Genomic DNA, 21,107 nt, shown 5'->3' with positions numbered 1-21,107 from the left:
GTCCAGAGGGGCTTTTTCTTTTGGAGCCTCATGCTGTCTTGAAGAAATACGCTCAGGGTTTTATATTGGCACTACGAGGACGACCTCGGCCATGATGGTGATAGCAGTCGGGACGGCCCGGAAAAATACGGGAGTTATCGATGCGCACGATCAAGGATCGTATCCGTCACGCCCTCAGCTTCGAAATCATCGGCCTAATCCTCATGATACCGCTCGGCGCTATCGTCTTCAGCATGCCCGCGGAAGATATCGGCGTGGTCGGCGTGGTCAGCGCCACGATCGCAACGGCTTGGAACTATATCTACAATCTAGGTTTCGACCATGCCATGCAGCGCGTGAAGGGTACGACACAGAAAACCACGCTTATTCGCGTTGTGCACTCCGTCTTGTTTGAGCTCGGCCTGCTTATTGTCCTCATGCCATTTATTGCATGGTACCTCGGGATCAGCCTACTGCACGCGCTGGTGATGGACATATCCTTCGCGCTTTTCTACGTCGTCTACGCCTTCGTTTTCAACTGGTGCTACGACAGGCTCTTTCCGCTCCCAGAATGGAATACAGCCTCCTCTGCAGAGCAGATCTAGCTGCTATCGGAACACCAATAGAAAACGCCGCGTACAGCTTCTGTACGCGGCGTTTTGTTTTCGAGCTGGCTTACACAAGAGCAGTAGAAGTGACGGACACTCCGACCGGCTCCTCTGCCATTTACAGTGACTTGAGCGTCCAGGCGACGATGTCACGGGTAGCGCCAGCAAACGCGCTGTCGATACCCTTGACCAGATTGGCGTTGCCGGAACCGTTGATACGCGCGCTGGAGCGGAACACTTCCTGCGCCCGAACAGTGCCGTTCTTGTCGTTCAGCAACTTAACCGAGATCTCGATATTGGCGACGTTCTTCGTCGTATCGACTTCGAATGCGCGAATATCCGTCACGACCTGATAGTCGATGGCGAGGCCCTGGCCAGGACGACCGACGCCGCCGAGTTTGCCTGTGTCTTCGAACGCTTCAACAAGCTTCGACTGCACCATGCGCGGCAAGCGGTCACTCCACTGCGACCCAGCGAGATACTGCATCTCGGATCCGGACAGACGCACCACAATGTTTTCACTGTCCAATGCCTTCAACGCGGTCGGATCCGCGATCAGCAACTGCCTTGAGCGCAGCGTTGGACCTTGCGTCACGGAAGTCGACGTCACGGAAAGATCGAATGTGTCATTCTTTGCACTGCCACCACAGCCTGCCAGCAAAGCTGCAAGCACAGGTAACATGACGATTGCTTTGCTGCCCGACCGGTAGGACGCCTGCCCGCGCATCAACGAAATTTTCAAAGTCGTACCTCCCGTCAACGCCTTGTACGGCCGTCATATTGTTTTACGTTTTCGCCACCGAAAATCAGGCGCTGCGGATCGCGATCGAAATTCGAAATGGTGTTGTTCAGATTGTCGACGGTCTGGCGAGTGCTGCCAATCAGCGCCTGGAAATCCTTCAAGCCGGAACCTGAGAAGCGCGCGAGATTGTCTGCAATCGGACCGATACGTGCGTTGAGATTATCAGCAACGGCTTTAAACGACGCCAATGTCTCACGAGCCTTGGAGAATAGCGAATTGGCATCATCGGTTCCAAGCAGTCCGTCAACTTTCGCCAAAATTCCATCGACGCGGCTGGAAGCGAGGTTCAGCTTGCGCGACATATCGGTGAAATCAGCAATTGCCTGATCGATATCCGGGCGGCGAGTGCCGACATCGTCCGCAATCTGGCGGAATGTCGACATCGCCTGACGCGCATCGGCCGTCGCCGTTGACACGTCATCGACCACGTTACCAATCTTCGACGGGTCAACCGAGGCCAGCAACTCGTCAGCCCTCTTCACCACGACCTGAACCTCGGAACTAGCCTGTTCGAAATTGCGCGAAGTGCGCTGCACCGTTTCCATCACGTCCTGAATGCCGCCAGATGAGGCCGCCACGTCCGACGTTACCTTATCGACATTGGTCAGAATCGAGTCGATCTTCTGTGAATCGACAGCCTTCACAAGGTCTTCAACCGCTGTGAGTGTGCTGTCGAGACGGACGGAGACCGACTGAACTGTCGTGGACAGTGAGCTGAGGCTGGAAATGAAATTCTCGATACCATCGGAATTGGAAGCCAGCGCATTGGAAAACTTCTCCGCATTGCGCACCGTCTGCGTCAAAGGCCCTCGCGCATCCTGCACAAAGCCCTGCAACTCACCGATAGCGCCATCGGCCCGGCGCAGAATCTTGTCTGCCGTTGCCAAAAGGTTCGTCACGCTGGAAAGGTCAGCCGTCAGTTCTGCAGGCACGCCGGTATCGAACGACTTCTGCAGGATACGCTCTTCATTGTTGCGGCCACCTGATAGTTCGATATAGGCAGCACCCGTCAGGCCCTGAATTTCAAGCACGGCGCGGGTAGATGGAAACACAGGCGCATCGGCCTGCACTTCTGTAAACGCAATCGAATAGGCCGGATCGTCGCGGTCAATCGAAAGGCCACGCACTGTGCCCACGGGAATACCGTTGAAGCGAACCGGCGAGCCAACGGACAGGCCGTTAGCGGAGCCCGGAATACGGATCGTCAATTGTGCAGTTGGACCGCCGCGTCCGAATTCCGCCATCCAGTACACGAAGCCGAAGGCGGCTGCGATGATGATCAGCGTGAAAATTCCGACGATGGTGTAATTTGCCTTGGTTTCCATGGCTATCCGTCACTCCCCGGAATGTGTTGCGTGCCGTCGGGAAGAACAACGGCGCGTGCCCGCTTTCCGCGGAAATATGATTGAACCCAAGGATCGTCGCTTTCGAACATTTCCTCAAGTGTGCCTTCAACAGCGACCTTCTTATCGCCAAGAACGGCAATGCGGTCGCAGACCGAGAACAGACTGTCCAGGTCGTGGGTGACCATGTAAACGGTCAAACCCAGCGAATCGCGCAGACGCGCAATCAGCATATCGAATTCCGCTGCACCAATAGGATCAAGTCCAGAGGTCGGCTCATCCAAAAACACCAGATCGGGATCCAGCGACAGAGCGCGCGCCAATGCAGCGCGCTTGATCATGCCGCCCGAAAGCTCTGACGGGTATTTGTCAGCCGCATCTGGAGCCAAACCGACCATCTCGATCTTGATGGCGGCAAGCTCATCCATCAGTTGCTGCGGCAAATCCAGATATTCGCGCATGGGAAGCTGAATGTTTTCTTTCACGGTCAACCCGGAAAACAACGCGCCCTGCTGGAACAGAACGCCCAGACGCGTGTCGAGCCCCATGCGCTCTTCGTCCGTCGCCTTGTCGTAATCCGTCCCGAGTATCTTGATGGTTCCGCCCTGACGCGGAAGAAGCCGCAACACGGCCCGCATCAGCACGGATTTACCGGCACCGGAGGGGCCGATGAACCCGAGTATTTCACCGCGGTAAACATCGAGATCAAGGTTATCGAGAACAACCTTGTCGCCAAACGCAACAGTCACGCCCTCAACCGAGAGAATGACTTCCCGGTCTGTTTTTTTCTTTTCGGTTTTCAATGCCTGCTCTTGCACAGCCTCTCCCTCAAAAATCGATGGCTGCGTAGAAGATGGCGAAGACGCCATCCACCAGGATTACAACGAAAATGGATTTGACCACGGAAGATGTCACGTGCTGGCCAAGCGACTCGGCACTTCCGCCAACCTTCATGCCTTCCACTGCCGCGACAATGCCGATGATAAGCGCCATGAACGGCGCTTTGATCATGCCGGAAGCAATTGTCGAAGCCTCAACGGCGGAATGCAGGCGAGATACGAATACTTCGAACGTGATGCCGGAATAAAGGAGCGAGACGACGGCTGCACCGAACAATGCGGCGAAGTTGGCGATGATCGTCAACAGCGGCAGTGCGATTGTTAGCGCTACCAGCCTTGGAAAAACCAAAACGCCTACTGGATTGAGCCCGATTACTTTTAGCGCATCGATTTCCTCGCGCATTTTCATGGAGCCGATTTCAGCGGTAATCGCGCTACCGGACCGGCCAGCAATCATAATGGCGGTCAAAAGCACGCCAATTTCACGCAATTGCAGAATGCCGACGAGATCGACAACGAAAACTTCAGCGCCGAAATATCTGAGCTGGAACGCACCCTGCTGGGCGATGATCGCGCCAATCAGGAACGACATCAAGAGGATGATCGGAACAGCGCGAACGCCCATGTGATCGATCTGGTTGACGATGGCCGCAGGAGAAACCCCGCGCCCGCGCCCCAGCTTCATCTGCGCACCGCGCACGGCCGAGCCGAGAATATACATGCCCGCCAGAAAGTCCGCACCAGCCTGAACCACGTTCTTGCCGATAGGATCGAATATGCGCTGAACGACACCGATCTTGTTGGTGTTCTTTGGCGGCAGTGGTGCCTGGTCCGGCAGGCCTGCAATGATCGCTTCGAAACGCTCATTTCCTTCAAACGCAACTTCTGTACCGGACTTGTCCATCCGGTTGCGCAGCCGCCGCAGAAGCCACGCACCCGTAGTGTCGATGTCTTCAACACCCGAAAGGTCAATCGTTACAGGTCCAGAGGGTTTTGAAGTCTCGATCTTCTCAATGTCTGCCAAAACCGGTGAGACATTGGCGTTGCGCCAGGAACCGCTCAGAACATAGCGCGCAGCGCCACGATCCGCGTTGTCATCCGCCGCGATCGCTGCCGGTTGCGCCTTTTGCTGTGCCTCAAGTTCTTGCATCTTGCTCCAAGCGAATGCAGCCTATTAATAAATGAGTAACGACTCATATCCATTGACGGATCACCAAGCCACAGGGATCACGTCAGATTCCGATCATTTGTTGTTGGCAACCGGGTTTTACATCAGACGAAAGGTTAATTTCGATGAGCCGTTACCTTGAAGCCACAGCAGAGGCCTTTCCCGTTGCCGGCAGTTTCACCATTTCTCGCGGAAGTCGGACAGAAGTGGTGGTCGTGGCGTGCACCATCACGGAAAACGGCTTCATCGGACGGGGCGAATGCGTACCTTACGCCCGCTACGGCGAATCAGTCGAGGGTGTCCTGGCGGATTTAAACGCCGTGTCAGGCGCGATCTCGAGCGGCATCGACCGCATAGAACTCCAGCGCCTCATGAAGCCAGGTGCCGCCCGCAATGCGGTGGATTGCGCCTCATGGGACCTTGAAGCCAAACAATCCGGCAAATCCGTTTCCGCATCGCTGCTTTCCGTAGAGCCGCAAGCCATTATCACAGCGTTTACGATATCGCTGGGCGATGCGGACACGATGGCGGCCAAGGCAGCGGAGAATGCATCGCGCCCGCTTCTGAAAATCAAGACCGGAACAGAGGATGACGCCTCGCGCCTTCGCGCTGTCAGGGCAGCGGCTCCCCACGCAAGCATCATCGTCGACGCAAATGAGGGATGGACGGAACACAATATTGAGCACCATCTTTCCGTCGCAGAGGAATTGGACATCGCGCTCATCGAGCAGCCCTTGCCTGTCGGCAAGGATTCTATCCTTTCGCGCATCAAGCGCCGGGTACCGATCTGTGCGGATGAAAGCGTTCACCACACGGATGATCTCGCGTCCTTAAGAGATCGATATGACGCCATCAACATCAAGCTCGACAAGACAGGTGGCCTGACCGAAGCGCTTGCTATGAAGCAGGAGGCAGAACGGCTTGGCTACACCATCATGGTTGGCTGCATGCTGGGCACCTCGCTCGGCATGGCGCCTGCCCTCATGCTTGCGCAGGACACGGCCTTTGCCGATCTGGACGGTCCGCTCCTGCTAGCGCGGGACCGCGTTCCGGGCCTTCGCTATGAAGGATCGCTGGTGTTCCCGCCAGAGCCGGAGCTCTGGGGCTGAACCTCACGCTGCCCGTTGGCCGATCAGCCCAGCGATGTTGACGGGCTCCAGCTCATGGACCGTCGTCTCAAGCTGCTCGTCGGACTTCATCCACGTAATTAGCTCAAAGGTTCCGTCGGCATTCTCGGCAACGGCTGTGCAGCTCTCCACCCAGTCGCCGGTGTTGATGTAGCGGATACCGTCTATGTCCTCCATCACCGCGTGGTGAATATGGCCGCAGATAACACCATCGACATTGTTGCGGCGGGCTTCATCTGCCACCACACGCTGAAACTCGCCAATGAAATTGACCGCATGTTTCACCTGAAGCTTGGCCCAGGCTGAGAAGGACCAGTATGGAAGGCCAACGCGGCGGCGCACGGCGGCGAGCAGAACATTTATGGCAATTGCCGCGTCGTAGGCCCAATCGCCCAGATAGGCTAACAGACGGGCATTGCGAACCACCACGTCGAACTCATCACCATGGATGACGAGGTACTTCTTGCCATCAGCTGCTTCGTGGATCATTCGCTCGGCAACTTCAATTCCGCCGAAATGGGTGCCGGGAAACTCACGGAGAAATTCATCATGGTTCCCCGGAATATATACGATGCGGGTACCCTTGCGCGCCTTGCGCAGAAGCTTCTGCACCACATCGTTGCAGCCCTGCGGCCAGTACCAGTTGCGGCGCAGGCGCCAGCCATCAATGATATCACCAACAAGGATTATCGTATCAGCCTCGTGATGGCGCAGGAAATCCAGAAGGAAATCTGTCTTGGCCGCCTTGGAGCCAAGATGCACATCTGAGATGAAAAGCGTTCTGAACTGCCTGGCTTCGGTTTGCGCGGCCATGGAATTGTTCCCTCTGTCTCGGCAACTTCTCCCTCTGCAAAACCAGACTCGTGTTTCAGCAAGATGACAAAGCGCCATTTCCGCTGATCGACGTGCTTTTTACGCAACTTCGAATGTACGGATTTTGCGCAGCCCAGATGAAATAAACGGCTGTACGCACTGCCTGATTGTTGTATGCAAAGGCCTCCCAGAAACTTGAAATAGAGCGGTGATAGAATGAGTTCTCAGGACACGGGCAAGACGCAAGACAAGAACCCCAATGCGGATCTGGAAGAACAGGCGCTTTTCTATCACCGTTATCCTCGCCCCGGAAAACTCGAAATCCAGGCATCCAAGCCGCTTGGCAACCAGCGCGATCTGGCTCTGGCCTATTCTCCGGGCGTTGCTGCCCCTTGCCTCGCCATTCACGAAAACCCTGAAATGGCTGCCGAATATACGGCACGCGCCAATCTGGTTGCTGTGATTTCCAATGGTACCGCGGTGCTGGGCCTTGGCAATATCGGTCCACTGGCCTCCAAACCAGTCATGGAAGGCAAGGCCGTCCTGTTCAAGAAATTCGCAGGCATCGACGTTTTCGATATCGAAATCGACGCACCCGGCGTCAATGACATGGTGTCGACCATTTCGGCGCTCGAGCCCACCTTCGGCGGCATCAACCTAGAAGACATCAAGGCACCGGAGTGTTTCGAAGTCGAGCGCCAGCTTCGCGCCAAGATGAACATTCCCGTGTTCCACGATGACCAGCACGGCACAGCCATCATCGTTGCGGCTGCCGTGACGAACGCGCTGGAGCTGGCTGGCAAATCAATAGGTGACGTTAAGATCGTTGCGTCGGGCGCGGGTGCCGCAGCCCTCGCCTGCCTCAACCTGCTAGTCGTGCTAGGCGCAAAGCGCGAAAACATCTGGGTGCACGACATTGAAGGCCTCGTCTATGAGGGCCGCAACACCTTGATGGATGAGTGGAAAGAGATCTACGCGCAGAAGACCGATAAGCGCGTCCTGAACGAAACCATTGATGGCGCCGATGTGTTTCTCGGCCTGTCTGCCGCTGGCGTTCTGAAGCCGGAGCTTCTGGCTCGAATGGCTGAAAAGCCTCTCATTCTGGCACTCGCCAATCCCAACCCCGAGATCATGCCGGAACTGGCACGCAGCGCGCGCCCGGATGCGATGATCTGCACCGGTCGTTCTGACTTCCCTAACCAGGTCAACAACGTTCTCTGCTTCCCTTATATCTTCAGGGGTGCGCTGGATTGCGGCGCGACGACCATCAATGAAGAAATGAAGATGGCAGCCGTTCACGCGATTGCGGAACTGGCGCGTGAGGAAGTTTCGGAAGTCGCCGCGAAAGCCTATAGCGACGAGACGCCAATCTTCGGACCGAACTATCTCATCCCCTCACCCTTCGATCCGCGCCTGATCCTGCGCATCGCTCCTGCGGTGGCACGCGCTGCTGCGGCAAGCGGCGTAGCGGCACGTCCTATCACCGACTTCGACGCCTATCTCGATCAGCTGAACCGCTTTGTCTGGCGCTCCGGCTTCATCATGAAGCCAATTTTCAATCTGGCGAAGACGGCAGAAAAGAAGCGCATCATTTTCGCAGAAGGTGAAGATGAACGCGTTCTGCGCGCCGCACAGGTGCTGCTGGAAGAAGGCACAGGCGTCCCTATCCTCATCGGCCGTCCGCAAATCATCGAGGCGCGCCTGAAGCGTTTCGGCCTTCGTATTCGCCCGAACGCAGACTTTGCCGTGGTCAATCCGGAAGACGATCCACGTTACCGTGACTATGTGGATGACTACTTTGCGCTGGTCGGTCGTGCCGGCATCAACCCGGAAGCGGCGCGCACGATTGTTCGTACCAACAGCACCGTCATCGGCGCTCTCTCGGTCAAGCGTGGCGAAGCGGATGCCCTGATATGCGGTCTCGAAGGTCGCTTCGACCGCCATTTGAAGGATGTGAACCAGATCATCGGCAAGAGCGAGGGTGCCCACACATTTGGCGGCCTCAGCCTGCTCATTACCCAGCAAGGCGCGATCTTCCTCACCGACACTTTCGTGAATTACGAACCTGCGGCTGAAGATCTGGCGGAGCTTGCAATCCTTGCAGCCAAGGAGATCAAACGCTTCGGCATCACGCCAAAGATCGCTCTCGTCAGCCATTCGAATTTCGGATCTCGCGATTCCGAAAGCGCACGCAAGATGCGCCGTGCCTTGCAAATGGTGCGCAGTGCAGCGCCAGAACTTGAGATTGATGGTGAAATGCAGGGCGGTTCCGCGCTTTCGGAATCGCTGCGCAAGCGTGCAATGCCCAACAGCTCCCTTTCTGGTGAGGCAAATCTGCTGGTCTTCCCGAACCTGGATTCGGCTAACATCACGCTCGGTGTTGTCAGGACGATGACCGAAGGCCTGCACGTTGGGCCAATCCTGCTGGGCTCGGCACTTCCCGTTCACATCCTGTCACCAACGGTGACATCGCGTGGCGTTGTCAATATGGCAGCGCTGGCTGCTGTGCAGGCTTCCCACCCCTCCGTGTAATCGGGGGTTAACATAATTTTGAACACGGCCTTGCCGCTTTGCGGTGGAGCCTTATGTTATCCTGAACTAAAGCACGTCATCCGCATCCTGCGGGTGACGATTACAGGATATGACCTGCACCATGGCAGGACAGGAAACGGACGGACCATTGATCCCGCGCCGACACCGCATGATCGGCACACTTGCCTTGCTCCTGCTGGCTGCGCCCGCAACGGTGCAGGCAAACGATGTGTGCGAGACGCTTCGCTCGCAGCTGGAACAGCCGCCAAGGCAGACATTTGGCAACACCGCTGAGGTACGGCGGATCGCCAATGCGCTGGCCCAACAGAACATCCTGATCCGCCGCATCAAGAACGACATGCGTGGCTACGGCTGCACATCGGGCAGCATCATCACCTATGGCAATCCCAATGCTGAGCTGTGTGGCGAGATTGGCTATGCGCTGGAGCAGGCAGAAGCCGAGCGGGACATGATCGCGCAAGATCGCGACCGTATGCTTGCCGAGCGGCGGAGCGAAAACGCGCAAGGCTCGCGAGACCGCATTCTGGCCGCTCTCAATGCGGAGGGATGCTACGACGAACAGCCGTCCTATAGCGCCACGGATCCATCTGAAAATCCCGACATGCAAGAGCCCATTGGCGGCTATGGCGCGGCAGACAATCAGGACTACGCACCAACGCCCGATATGCCGATGCAAGGAGGCTTGAGGACGCTCTGCGTTCGCACCTGCGACGGCGCGTTCTTTCCGATTTCATCAGATGCGACGCCGCTCGATTTCAAAGATCAGGCCGCGCAATGCGAAAGAATGTGCCCGGGCACCCAGACCGAGCTTTTTTATCATGAGCTTCAGGGCCAGGAGAGCGCGGATATGGTTTCTGCCAAAACCGGCCAGCCCTATGCTTCCATGCCAACTGCATTCGCTTATCGAAACAGCACCACGGCCAATCGTTCCCCCTCCTGCAGCTGCAATATGACCGCCAATGGCGACCCGATGAAGAAGCAGGATGGCGAGGAAAGCGGCCCGCAATCGACGCATGCGCAAAGCTCTGCCAGCATCACCACCATCCCGTCACCGAAAGGTGACACGGCGTCAAAACCAGCGGAGACCAAACCGGTCGAAAAGGCTGAGCCGATCCCTGAGCGCGATTATGATCCTGCTAAAAACAAGGTTCGAATTGTCGGACCCCAGTTCATGCAAGAAGAAGCCAGCCGGATTGATCTTAAGAACCCGGCTCTCCAAGGTGCCCAACCGCAGCAGCAGTAATTGGCAGAGCCCTGCCTTTACCTCTGGCCCCATCGGTCCTGAAAGACGAGGTCTTCAAGCGGCAGCCTTTGCCGCCAACCCTTCACGGCCAGTTCCGGCTCGGTGTACAGTTCATCAACCCGGCCAAGACAGAGCCACGCGACGATTTCGATGTAATCCGGGATCGTCAGAATCTCGCGAATATCGGCATCATGAAATATGCTGACCCAGCCCACGCCAACACCTTCTGCTCGCGCGGCGAGCCATAGGTTCTGTATGGCGCAGACGGTAGAGTATACATCCATACGTGGATTGTGGGTCCGGCCCAAAACAACGTCACCACCCCGCGTCGGATCGCAGGTCACACAGATGGAAAGCGGGGCTTTGCGAATGCCCTCAAGCTTGAGGCTACGGTAAAGATCCTGCTTCTCCCCGGCAAACATCTCAGCCGCTTCCGCATTGGCGCGGGAGAATGCCTCATAGGCCCGCTGGCGGGTGGCAGGGTTCGTTACGAGTGTGAAATTCCAAGGCTGCATGAAGCCGACCGAGGGCGCCGCGTGGGCAGCAGCGAGTAATTTCGCTACGAGATCATCCGGCAGTGGCTCCGGCAGAAACTGGTCGCGAACGTCGCGTCTGGTTTCAATCGCTCGGTATACCGCCGCCTTGTCTATGTCTGAAAATGCCTGTGCCTTCCGCACCGCATGTTGAAAATCATCATCCTGCATCGTCAATCCCCAACAATACAGGGCTTATGCCGCTTATCAATAAAACGCGCAAGCAAGCACTGCTTTTCCCGGATTGGTCGGAACCGCGACCCCGCCTCTCGCATTCTAGACGAAAAGGAGAATGCAGATGGATTGCTACACGGAATTGCGTCAACAGATCGGCCAGGACCTAGACACACTCAAAAGCTCCGAGGGGCCAAAGTCGATTTTCGAGCTGGCAGACGCCTATCTTCTGGCCGACGCAGACCTGACACGGCAGGTGGTGGAAGACATAATCAAACAGGAAGCCGACAAGCGCTCCATTGAAATTCACTGATCGAAACCAGATATCTAGGCGGGGACGGGCTGACAATTGGAGAGTATGCGGGTGATGTCATAACTGAGAATTCGCTCATCCTTATATGTATCAGCGTCGTTCTCGCCATTCTTGCGAGTATCATTCTCGCGTCGCGCCATCGCGACAAACTCATCATTAAAATCGCAACGACCGCTCTTCCGAAGAGCGATGACGCGACACCTCTCGACAGACACTGGACGGATATACGGCGCGGACAGAGCCAAGGAAATGCACTGTCACTGATCCAGTCGAATATGGCCGCCTTTGCAGCACGGGTGAATTCTGCACGCGCAGCAGGCCGAAGCCTCGATCTCATGTATTATATGTGGAATGCCGATCTCACCGGTCAGCTCATGATGCGTGAGGTTATTGCCGCAGCAGATCGTGGTGTTCGGGTCCGGTTGTTGCTGGATGATCTTGGCGTGTCTATTTCAGACCGCGCTTTCCAAGCCATAGATAGCCACCCCAATATCGAGCTCAGGCTCTTCAATCCAACAAAGGCTCGGGAAAATGTGTTCCGCCGAGGATTGGAAATGGTGCTGCGGTTTCGCAGCGTCAACCGGCGCATGCACAACAAGGCGTGGATTGCCGATGGCCGCATTCTGATCGTCGGTGGTCGCAACATTGGTGATGCCTATTTCGATGCTGCGGAACAGGCCAACTTCCGCGACTTCGACGTCATAGCGCGTGGTGACTGCATCTCCGATGCGGAGGAGATTTTCGACGATTACTGGAACAGCTCCGTTTCCGTGCCGGTCCGCTCACTTCTCGCCCGCCGCCCTTCCAAGCTCGCCAAGCTCAGACGCAAGATGGACATGCTGGCGTCAGGCGCTGCCGCTCGCCCCTATCTGGCGAAAGTTGAAAGCCAGCATCATTCCGGCAGTTTTTTGATGTCGGATAGTTTGCACTGGGTCGATAACGCCAAGGTGGTCGCCGATCCGCCAGAGAAGGCCGCCGGCAAGCGCCGCAGTGGCCACAATTTCCTGATGGAAACACTTCTGCCTGTCATGGAAGATACGGCACAGCAATTGAATATCACATCGCCCTATTTTATCCCCGGGCAGAAGGGCGTTGAAACCTTCTCTCGCCTCTCCGCCTCCGGCGCATCCGTTTGCATCCTAACAAATTCCTTAGCAGCAACAGATGTGGCAGCGGTTCACGCTGGATATTCGCGTTATCGCAGGCCGCTGCTCATCAACGGTATCAAGATCCACGAACTCCGCTCGTTGGCTGACCAGAACAAGTCCTTCTCCCTGCGCGGCTCAGGGCAAGCCAGCCTTCATACAAAGGCGTTTACACGCGACAGTGAGATCGGCTTCATCGGCTCGCTCAACTTCGACCCGCGGTCCATGTCGCTCAACACGGAAATGGGAATGCTGTTTTCCTCTCCTGAGCTCGTCGAAGAGATGGACGTGATTTTCAAAGAAGAAACCAGCCGTCAGATGAGCTTCGAACTGACGTTGTACGAGCGCAGAAATGTCACCTGGACAGGCATGGTCAAAGGCGTTCCCAAGCGATACCGCCGTGAGCCCTACGCCAGTTTCAGCCGGCGCCTCCTGGTCGGCGTTATGGGGCTTCTGCCACTCGAATCTCAACTCTGAACAAAACATGCAAAGTGAACTGATCGATTTTCCCTCTCAGGCATTTTAGCTCTATGGAAATTCAGGAGAAATCGATGTTCATCGCGCCGCCCGACCCCAAAACGAGCATTAAAATAGCGGAAATGTACCGCAGTGCCGAAAGCACTCACGGTTACCTGCCCAATATGTATCGCGCTTTTGGCCACCGTCCGGAAGTGATGGAAAGCTGGAGTGCGCTTCTCTCAAGCCTGCGAGGAAACATTGAACCACGCAGATATGAACTTGTGACGCTGGCCGCAGCACGAGAACTGAAATCATCCTACTGCATGCTAGCGCACGCCTCTGTGCTGGCGACAGAGGGGCTGGGTGCTGACGAGCTCGCAAGCATTGTAGACAACACAGAAAACGCGCCGCTGAATGAACAGGAGCGCGCAATCATGTTCTTTGCAACAAAAGTCGTGCGTGATGCGACGTCGATCACGCAAGCGGACATTGACGCGTTGAAAACCCATGCGCTGACTGACGCCGAAATTTTCGACATCGTGGCAGCAGCGGCTGCGAGATGCTTTTTCTCAAAAACACTTGATGCCTTGGGCACATCGCCGGATCAGGCCTACGTCGATAAGCTTGGGCCAGAGCTTTCTGAAAAGCTTGCGCTCGGGCGTCCGATTGAACGAGACGCCTGAGCGGATTTCGCTTTCGTCAGGCAGCAGCCTTTTTGCCGAGCAATTTTGCCGCCTGGATCTGAACCAGCGTATCGAGGTTCTGATTGACGCGGCAATAGAATTCCTCGTCGATGAAGGGGCGCAGCATGAAGTCATTGCCGCCGGCTTTCAGGAAACGGGCTGACAAGAGCCGGTTGTTCGATGAAGAAACGCCAATGATGCGCAATTCGTGCGAGCCACGCATTGTGCGAATGCGCCGCGTCAATTCAAAGCCATCGATATCAGGCATGTTGTAGTCAGTCACAACAAGGCCGATGTCAGGATTCTTTCGCAGGATTTCAAGCGCTTTTGCACCGTTTTCAGCAAGGCTGACGCGGAAATTGTAACGCTTCAGGCGGCTGGACAACAATGCGCGCGCGGTTGGGCTGTCATCAACGATCAACACGTGGTGGCGATGGTTCGTCAGGAACCGGCAAACGGATTCCGTCAACATATCGACGGCGAACACATTGTCCTTGAGAATATAATCGACCACTTCCTTGGTGATCAGCTTTTCGCGCGTATCTTCATGGAAGGTGCTCGTAAAAACGATTGTGGGAATGGATAGATCAACGAGGTATTCAAGAGCTTCGCCGTTTTCTGCGCCGGGCAGATTGATGTTGGACACAGCAAGTGTGACCTCTTCCGAAGAATGCTCATAGCATTCCTGCAGTTCTTCGAAGTTCCGGCAGATCTCTACAGTTAGACCAAGCAATTCATGCAGCCGTCCGCCGATCATTTGGGTGAAAACGTTTGAGTCTTCAGCAAGCAATATTCTTGTGTTTTCAAATGCGACGCCGGCATACTGCATGCCTGTTATACCTAGAAAATTCATAGTGCCCCCAAAGACCAAACCAGCTTTGAGATAGACAATACACTCTGATATTTTCAGAATAATTAATCCACAGCCGACTTGCGAACTATGGTTACCTATTCGCAAACCATTTTTTCTACCGATAAGCAGAAACTTCAGACCGTCATTAGCTTCAACGTGTCGACAACTTTCTGGAAATCGTAAGGCTTAGGAAAGAAAACGCTGCGGGCCGGAAGCGACTCGTCGGATGGTGTGTTATGCCCAGATGTGACGACAATACCAAGAGGTGTGTTGCCAGCCCTTGCCCAGTGCGCAAGTCCCACGCCATTCATGCAGCCTGGCATATCAACATCGGTAAACAGAACGTCGATGTCGGTGCGGCTTTCCATAATTTCTATTGCCTGATCGGCTCCGGTTGCCTCGACAGCGTCGAAGCCCGCATCCTCCACCAGATCAACCGCCATCATTCGTAAGAGCGGGTCGTCCTCCACGACAAGCACCACTTGTCTGGCATATGCGTTGCGCTGTCCCATGGCTACTACCACCTGTTTTTACATCCAAGCGTCGTATCGTCGAGAGTTCGTGACCTTGGATAGAACAACGCCCACCTGAGCCGCCTGTTCCTTCAGGTCCGGCTGAATCAGGCCTGATCGATCTCCAATATGGGACAGCAACGGCGAAATTCGCCCTATTTCATTCCTGTCAAAGCTCAGACTGAACGGGTGTGTCCTCCATCGACGCGCAAATTCTGACCCGTGATGTAACCCGCACTTCTCGATGCAAAAAAAACCAGTAACAGCGATTTTTTAGCTTTTCGCAGGACGCTGCTTCGGCGTTACCGCGCTACTTGAGCCACCCGGCAATGCGGCCCACCGCTTCGGCAATGTCGGACACCGAACCGGCATAGGAAAACCGCAATGCGCGGTGGCCTTCCAGCGGGTCAAAATCCATGCCGGGAGTAGCTGCTACGTCGATTTCCGCCAGCATGCGTTTGGCAAACTCCATGCTGTCATTGGAGTATCGGCTGGTATCGACATAGGCGTAAAAAGCGCCGTCCATCGGAGATGCCAGTGGTAGCCCAAGCTCCGGCAGGCGGGTCAACAGAAAGTCACGGTTGGTGCGATAGCTTTCCTTGTAGACATCCAGCTCCTCCTCTGCGGAAAAAGCCGCAGTGGCAGCCAACTGCGACAATTCGGGAGCGGAAATGTACAAGCTCTGCGCCAGACATTCGACGGGACGGATCAGCTTTTCCGGCAAAACCATCCAGCCGATGCGCCAGCCGGTCATGCAATAATATTTGGAAAACGAATTGATGACGATCGCATTGTCGCTCACCTCCACCGCACTCGTCTCGTCGCCAACAAACGTCAGGCCATGATAGATTTCATCTGAAATGAACGCGATATCGCGGCTGTCGCAATAGGACATCAGGCGCTTGAGTGCTTCGCGTCCGGTCACGGTTCCTGTCGGGTTTGCGGGGCTGGCCAGCAGCACACCCTTGAGCTTGCATCCAGCCTTGGTTTCGGCACGCTCTAGGCTGGCGGGCGTCAATGTATAACCCGTCTCGGCCGTTACCGGCACTTCAACGACCTTAAGCCCCAGCGCTTTGAGAATGTTACGATAGGCCGGATAACCCGGACGCGCGATGGCGACAGCGTCGCCGGGATCAAACAGAGCCAGAAAAGCAAGATTGAATCCAGCCGAGGAGCCGGTGGTCACCGCAATCCGTGCAGGATCCACGATCGCACCATGGCGCAGCCTGTAGCTGGCGGCGATGGCCTCACGAAGCTCGCGAAGGCCCAGAGCATCCGTATAACCAATGCGTCCATGCTTGAGAGCGGCCTCGGCGGCCTCCAGCGAAGCGCGTGGCGCGGAATGTGAAGGCTGCCCCACAGCCATGGAAATAACCGGGCGTCCTGCTTGTCTTCGCCTGTTTGCTTCCGCCAGAATATCCATGGCGTGAAATGGCTCGACAGCGCTTCGCTTGGACAACGTTATCAATGCATGCTCTTTCTTCGAAAACCGTCGGACATTTGCCGCATTATTGCGGTCTTCACAATGGCGGGATCGCAACGGATCGATTTAATTTGCGATGTCTGAATCGCAGCTAATAGGGTAGATGCGTGGGACTACAGAATCACCATTTTGCAACAAAACGATGAGGACCGACATGGCACCCTTCTTAAAATCCACGGCTTTTGCCTGCATGACGGCCCTTTCAACTGTTTTCATATCCCTGCCCGCGCACGCGCTAGATGAGCAGCAGAAAAAAGAATTCGGCGCTTTCATCAAGGAATACCTGATCGAGAACCCCGAAATTATGCTGGAGGTTCAGGAAGCGCTCGAGCGCAAGCAATATGAGACACGTAATGCCAAAGCTGCGGACGCCGTCGCTGGCAACGAGAAGGCATTGTTCCAATCGAAATATGACTTGTCCATTGGCAACCCGAACGGCGATGTCACATTGGTCGAGTTCTTCGACTACAATTGTGGCTATTGCAAACGCGCCATGGCTGACGTGGATACGATTTTGAAAACCGACAAGAATGTTCGTTTCGTCCTCAAGGAATTCCCGATCCTCGGGCCTGAATCGGTAGAGGCCCATAAAGTCTCCAACGCCGTCAAGTTAATCGCGCCGGAAAAATACCCTGAGTTCCAGCGCACCCTGCTTGGAAGCTCTGGCCGCGCCAATGAAGAAAGTGCCATTGAAGTCGCAACATCGCTTGGCCTGAAGGAAGCGGACATCCGTAAATCCATGGCTGAAAACAAAAATGATGCGCAGGTCAAAGAAGCCTATCAGCTTGCGACAGAGCTCGGCATCACCGGCACACCTTCTTACGTCATTGGTAATGAGGCCGTATTTGGTGCAGTCGGCGCGGCGCCGCTCAGCGAGAAAATTGCTAACATGCGGACATGTGGCAAGGCGACCTGCTCGTAATTCGGTGTAATTCGACGCGTAAGGCCCCGAAAATTAAGGACAACAAGTGGTTTGAGCGCTTCGGGGCTTTTCCTTCGCCGTTGCTCGGTCTATAGGTGGCGCTGATTTTTTGGCGGAACGACAAATGAGCAACACAATCTTCGTCCTCAATGGACCCAATCTCAACATGTTGGGAAAACGGGAACCTGGTATTTATGGCGGCAAGACGCTGAAGGACATTGAGAACGACTGTGTGAGAGCTGGCGAAGAGCTTGGCTTCTCCGTCGAGTGCCATCAGTCAAACCACGAAGGCGCACTGGTCGACCTGCTGCATGAGGCTGGCGAACGTGCGGCAGGTGTCATCATCAATCCCGGTGCCTATGGGCACACGTCAATTGCCTTGCACGACGCCATTCGCGCCATATCGGTTCCGGTCGTGGAAGTTCACATTTCCAACATACACGCACGTGAAGAATTCCGTCATAAATCGATGATAGCGCCAGCCGCCAAAGGCATGGTCTGTGGCTTCGGACCTTACGGCTACATCATGGCTCTCAACGCTTTGAAGAATATCACGGCATAAAAGAAACAATCAGAATAGGGTTTGTCATGTCAGAAAAGAAACACGGTATCGACAAGGAACTGATCCGCGACCTCGCGAACATTCTCAACGACACCGACCTTTCCGAGATCGAAGTCGAGCAGGACGATCTGCGCATTCGCGTCTCCCGTGCAGCACCTGCGCCGATTTACGCAACAGCACCCACACAGTACGCACCTGCTCCTGCCGCCGCACCAGTTGCTGCAGCACCCGCAGTCGCACCTGGCATGGCCGCTCCTGCTGCCCCTGCCCGCAACCCGGCCAACACGGTCACGTCGCCCATGGTTGGCACCGTCTACCTGTCGTCCGCTCCTGGCGCACGCCCGTTCGTTGAAGTCGGTGCCACCGTCAAGGAAGGCCAGACGCTTCTGATCGTTGAAGCCATGAAGACCATGAACCAGATCCCGGCTCCAAAGTCTGGCAAGGTGACAGAAATCATCGTGAACGACTCGCAGCCAGTGGAGTATGGTGAAGCCCTCGTGGTCATCGAATAAGGGCTCATTTCATGGTATCCAAGATCCTCATCGCCAATCGCGGCGAAATCGCCCTTCGCGTTCTGCGCGCTGCAAAGGAGCTCGGCATTCCAACTGTTGCCGTGCACTCCACGGCTGACGCAGATGCCATGCATGTGCGCCTTGCCGACGAAAGCGTCTGCATCGGCCCACCGCCTTCGCGTGACAGCTACCTGAACATCCACCAGATCGTTGCCGCCTGCGAAATCACAGGCGCTGACGCCGTTCACCCCGGTTACGGCTTCCTCTCTGAAAACGCGAAGTTTGCGGATATCCTGGATGCGCACGGCATCACCTTCATCGGGCCGACCGCCGACCACATCCGCATCATGGGCGACAAAATCACTGCCAAGCAGACCGCTCTTGAACTCGGAATTCCCGTGGTTCCCGGCTCTGATGGCGAAGTGAAGCCTGAGAACGCCCTGGAAATCGCCCGTAAGATCGGCTTCCCCGTTCTCATCAAGGCAACAGCCGGTGGTGGCGGACGCGGCATGAAGGTTGCGAAAGACGAATCGGAAGTCGAAGAAGCCGTTTCCACGGCACGTTCCGAAGCGCTTGCCGCTTTCGGTAACGACGCCGTCTACATGGAAAAATATCTCGGCAAGCCGCGCCATATCGAGGTGCAGGTTTTCGGTGACGGAGAAGGCAAGGCCATTCACCTGGGTGAACGCGATTGCTCGCTTCAGCGCCGCCACCAGAAGGTTCTCGAAGAAGCCAATTCACCCGCGTTGACGGTTGAGCAGCGCATGAAAATCGGCGAGATTTGCGCTGATGCCATGCGCAAGCTGAAATATCGCGGTGCCGGCACCATCGAGTTCCTCTATGAAAACGGCGAATTCTATTTCATCGAAATGAACACCCGTCTTCAGGTGGAGCATCCGGTCACGGAAGCCATTACCGGTATGGATCTTGTGCAGGAGCAGATTCGCGTTGCGTCCGGCCAGGGCCTTTCGGTCACGCAGGATGAGGTCAAGTTCAATGGCCATGCCATCGAATGCCGCATCAACGCTGAAGACCCACGTACTTTCGTGCCATCTCCGGGTACGCTAACCTATTTCCACACGCCCGGCGGTCTCGGCGTTCGTGTCGATTCAGGCGCTTATCAGGGCTACAAGATCCCGCCCTACTACGACAGCATGATCGGCAAGTTGATCGTCCACGGTCGCACCCGTGACGAGTGCATTCGCAGACTGCGTCGCGCGCTTGACGAGTTCGTCGTTGACGGCATCAAGACGACATTACCGCTGTTTCAGGATCTTCTACAAAACGAAGACATTCTGAAGGGCGACTACGACATTCACTGGCTGGAAAAATATCTGGCCGGCGACGCGAAGTAAGAGATGGGAAGGCGCAGCAGAAATAACGATATAGACGTCGATATTCTGCTGCGCGCCTACTCTATCGGCCTATTTCCCATGGCCGATTCGGCAGATGACCCGGAACTGTTCTGGGTCGAGCCGGAAATGCGGGGCATCATCCCGCTTGATAATTTTCATGTTTCCAAGAGCTTGGCCAAAGCCATTCGCAAAAGCCAATTTGAAATCCGCTTCGATACGAATTTCGAAGGCGTGATGGCCTCATGCGCTCAGGAAGCGCCCGACCGCCCGAGCACCTGGATCAACAAAACAATCCGTCGCCTTTACACCGAACTTCATGAGATCGGCCACGCCCACAGCGTGGAAGCATGGGACGGCGATGAGCTAGTCGGCGGTCTTTATGGGGTGTCTCTGGGCTCTGCATTTTTTGGCGAGAGCATGTTTTCCAGACGCACGAACGCATCGAAAATCTGCCTCGTACATCTGGTCGAGCATTTGAACAAAAAAGGCTTCACGCTGCTCGACACGCAGTTCACGACAGATCATCTGAAAACGTTTGGCGCCATCGATGTTCCCAAAGCGGAATATGCGAAAATGCTGGAACCAGCGGTTAACCGCCCAGATCTCGACTTTTAAGATGTCAGATTATTTGCTCGCGGCCGCCGGTGCGGGCACATCCGATTCTTGCTTGCAGTTGGTCAGCCACACGTCATAGATCGGGTGCTCAACGGCATTGAGGCCGGGGCTGTCTGCAAACATCCAGCCCGTGAATATCCGCTTTATCTTGCGATCAAGCGTGATCTCATCGACTTCGATAAATGCATCGATCTTCTGCGCTTCGGTGTCGTCACGCGAATAGCAGACTTTGGGCGTAACCTGAAGCGCGCCGAACTGCACCGTCTCATTCAGATAAACGTCAAACGACGTGATGCGACCTGTGATTTTGTCGATACCGGAAAAAACCGCAACGCGATTTTCAATTCGGGCGGCGGAAGCGGGAAATGCAAAGCCAGCGATTGCCGAGAGCGTCAGAACCGACATAGCCAGTGCACGCAAAGAACCATCTCGCGTGAATTTTCCCATATGGATCCGTCTCCAGAAATATTGCCCCCGCGACGTTAGCGGAAGTTCAACGCCTACAGGCGGA

The 21,107-nt window shown here is 55.6% G+C and carries 22 protein-coding genes and 1 pseudogene; 12 read left to right on the top strand and 11 right to left on the bottom strand.

Annotated elements, in window-relative coordinates; genetic code table 11:
* Positions 1-140: 140 nt before the first annotated feature.
* Complete coding sequence (locus IFT53_RS19860; RefSeq protein ID WP_042619584.1) at positions 141-584, top strand: PACE efflux transporter; 444 nt, start codon at positions 141-143, stop codon at positions 582-584.
* 121 nt (positions 585-705) lie between these two features.
* On the opposite strand, the gene IFT53_RS19855 is transcribed toward IFT53_RS19860, so the two are convergent.
* The 4 genes from IFT53_RS19855 to IFT53_RS19840 are packed head-to-tail and all read right to left on the bottom strand — an operon-like array spanning position 706 to position 4,721.
* Positions 706-1,314 carry an ABC-type transport auxiliary lipoprotein family protein gene (locus IFT53_RS19855; protein ID WP_192066652.1) on the bottom strand — a complete coding sequence of 203 codons (609 nt, stop codon included), beginning with the start codon at positions 1,312-1,314 and terminating at the stop codon, positions 706-708.
* Positions 1,315-1,343: 29 nt separating this feature from the next.
* The gene (locus tag IFT53_RS19850) at positions 1,344-2,714 is read right to left on the bottom strand and encodes an MlaD family protein (RefSeq protein WP_192066441.1); all 1,371 of its coding nucleotides are present in this window, start codon (positions 2,712-2,714) and stop codon (positions 1,344-1,346) included.
* Positions 2,715-2,716: 2 nt separating this feature from the next.
* A complete protein-coding gene (locus IFT53_RS19845; RefSeq protein WP_446737697.1) occupies positions 2,717-3,550 on the bottom strand; it encodes an ABC transporter ATP-binding protein in 834 nt (277 codons plus the stop codon).
* Positions 3,551-3,560: 10 nt separating this feature from the next.
* On the bottom strand, positions 3,561-4,721 hold the full coding sequence (locus tag IFT53_RS19840) for an ABC transporter permease (RefSeq protein WP_192066445.1): 1,161 nt from the start codon (positions 4,719-4,721) through the stop codon (positions 3,561-3,563).
* A gap of 143 nt (positions 4,722-4,864) precedes the next feature.
* On the opposite strand from IFT53_RS19840, the gene dgcA reads away from it, so the two are divergent.
* Entirely contained in the window at positions 4,865-5,848 is a 984-nt protein-coding gene (gene dgcA, locus IFT53_RS19835) for an N-acetyl-D-Glu racemase DgcA (protein ID WP_192066446.1), read from the top strand.
* Between the two features lie 3 nt (positions 5,849-5,851).
* Here dgcA and IFT53_RS19830 read toward each other — a convergent pair whose 3' ends face one another.
* On the bottom strand, positions 5,852-6,679 hold the full coding sequence (locus IFT53_RS19830) for a UDP-2,3-diacylglucosamine diphosphatase (protein WP_192066448.1): 828 nt from the start codon (positions 6,677-6,679) through the stop codon (positions 5,852-5,854).
* Between the two features lie 216 nt (positions 6,680-6,895).
* Between IFT53_RS19830 and IFT53_RS19825 the strand changes: the two genes are divergently transcribed.
* Positions 6,896-9,211, top strand: a complete 2,316-nt coding sequence (locus IFT53_RS19825) for an NADP-dependent malic enzyme (protein ID WP_042619591.1) — start codon at positions 6,896-6,898, stop codon at positions 9,209-9,211.
* A gap of 121 nt (positions 9,212-9,332) precedes the next feature.
* Entirely contained in the window at positions 9,333-10,475 is a 1,143-nt protein-coding gene (locus IFT53_RS19820) for a DUF2865 domain-containing protein (RefSeq protein ID WP_192066450.1), read from the top strand.
* A gap of 17 nt (positions 10,476-10,492) precedes the next feature.
* Here IFT53_RS19820 and bluB read toward each other — a convergent pair whose 3' ends face one another.
* Entirely contained in the window at positions 10,493-11,179 is a 687-nt protein-coding gene (gene bluB, locus IFT53_RS19815) for a 5,6-dimethylbenzimidazole synthase (protein WP_192066452.1), read from the bottom strand.
* Between the two features lie 127 nt (positions 11,180-11,306).
* Here bluB and IFT53_RS19810 point away from each other — a divergent pair, with 127 nt between their 5' ends.
* The 3 genes from IFT53_RS19810 to IFT53_RS19800 all read left to right on the top strand — a co-directional run bounded on the left by IFT53_RS19810 (position 11,307) and on the right by IFT53_RS19800 (position 13,782).
* Positions 11,307-11,495 (top strand): hypothetical protein, encoded by a 189-nt coding sequence (locus IFT53_RS19810; RefSeq protein WP_042619593.1) that lies wholly within the window; start codon positions 11,307-11,309, stop codon positions 11,493-11,495.
* A gap of 59 nt (positions 11,496-11,554) precedes the next feature.
* Positions 11,555-13,117 carry a phospholipase D-like domain-containing protein gene (locus IFT53_RS19805; RefSeq protein ID WP_192066653.1) on the top strand — a complete coding sequence of 521 codons (1,563 nt, stop codon included), beginning with the start codon at positions 11,555-11,557 and terminating at the stop codon, positions 13,115-13,117.
* 74 nt (positions 13,118-13,191) lie between these two features.
* Entirely contained in the window at positions 13,192-13,782 is a 591-nt protein-coding gene (locus tag IFT53_RS19800) for a carboxymuconolactone decarboxylase family protein (RefSeq protein ID WP_192066453.1), read from the top strand.
* A 16-nt stretch (positions 13,783-13,798) separates the two neighbouring features.
* On the opposite strand, the gene IFT53_RS19795 is transcribed toward IFT53_RS19800, so the two are convergent.
* The 4 genes and pseudogenes from IFT53_RS19795 to IFT53_RS19785 all read right to left on the bottom strand — a co-directional run bounded on the left by IFT53_RS19795 (position 13,799) and on the right by IFT53_RS19785 (position 16,570).
* Positions 13,799-14,635: a response regulator gene (locus IFT53_RS19795; RefSeq protein ID WP_042619596.1), complete on the bottom strand. Its 837-nt coding sequence runs from the start codon at positions 14,633-14,635 to the stop codon at positions 13,799-13,801.
* 134 nt (positions 14,636-14,769) lie between these two features.
* Positions 14,770-15,147, bottom strand: a complete 378-nt coding sequence (locus IFT53_RS19790) for a response regulator (RefSeq protein WP_042619597.1) — start codon at positions 15,145-15,147, stop codon at positions 14,770-14,772.
* Between the two features lie 176 nt (positions 15,148-15,323).
* A pseudogene (locus tag IFT53_RS23825) lies at positions 15,324-15,407 on the bottom strand (SDR family oxidoreductase); the annotation flags it as partial.
* A gap of 50 nt (positions 15,408-15,457) precedes the next feature.
* Positions 15,458-16,570: a pyridoxal phosphate-dependent aminotransferase gene (locus IFT53_RS19785; RefSeq protein ID WP_082249972.1), complete on the bottom strand. Its 1,113-nt coding sequence runs from the start codon at positions 16,568-16,570 to the stop codon at positions 15,458-15,460.
* 214 nt (positions 16,571-16,784) lie between these two features.
* Between IFT53_RS19785 and IFT53_RS19780 the strand changes: the two genes are divergently transcribed.
* The 5 genes from IFT53_RS19780 (at position 16,785) to aat (ending at position 20,596) form a co-directional block, all read left to right on the top strand.
* Positions 16,785-17,552 (top strand): DsbA family protein, encoded by a 768-nt coding sequence (locus tag IFT53_RS19780; RefSeq protein WP_042619599.1) that lies wholly within the window; start codon positions 16,785-16,787, stop codon positions 17,550-17,552.
* A 124-nt stretch (positions 17,553-17,676) separates the two neighbouring features.
* Positions 17,677-18,114 (top strand): type II 3-dehydroquinate dehydratase, encoded by a 438-nt coding sequence (gene aroQ / locus IFT53_RS19775; protein WP_192066455.1) that lies wholly within the window; start codon positions 17,677-17,679, stop codon positions 18,112-18,114.
* Between the two features lie 26 nt (positions 18,115-18,140).
* Complete coding sequence (accB, locus tag IFT53_RS19770; RefSeq protein WP_042619601.1) at positions 18,141-18,626, top strand: acetyl-CoA carboxylase biotin carboxyl carrier protein; 486 nt, start codon at positions 18,141-18,143, stop codon at positions 18,624-18,626.
* 11 nt (positions 18,627-18,637) lie between these two features.
* Complete coding sequence (gene accC / locus IFT53_RS19765; protein ID WP_042619602.1) at positions 18,638-19,981, top strand: acetyl-CoA carboxylase biotin carboxylase subunit; 1,344 nt, start codon at positions 18,638-18,640, stop codon at positions 19,979-19,981.
* A gap of 3 nt (positions 19,982-19,984) precedes the next feature.
* Positions 19,985-20,596 carry a leucyl/phenylalanyl-tRNA--protein transferase gene (gene aat, locus IFT53_RS19760; RefSeq protein WP_192066472.1) on the top strand — a complete coding sequence of 204 codons (612 nt, stop codon included), beginning with the start codon at positions 19,985-19,987 and terminating at the stop codon, positions 20,594-20,596.
* A gap of 9 nt (positions 20,597-20,605) precedes the next feature.
* Here the strand turns inward: aat and IFT53_RS19755 are convergent, their stop codons facing one another.
* Positions 20,606-21,043 (bottom strand): DUF2155 domain-containing protein, encoded by a 438-nt coding sequence (locus IFT53_RS19755; protein WP_042619604.1) that lies wholly within the window; start codon positions 21,041-21,043, stop codon positions 20,606-20,608.
* Positions 21,044-21,107 lie beyond the last annotated feature (64 nt).

The organism is Rhizobium sp. CFBP 13644, from assembly GCF_014842165.1.
GTDB lineage: Bacteria > Pseudomonadota > Alphaproteobacteria > Rhizobiales > Rhizobiaceae > Agrobacterium > Agrobacterium tumefaciens_C.
This window is presented reverse-complemented; position numbering and strand designations above follow the sequence as displayed.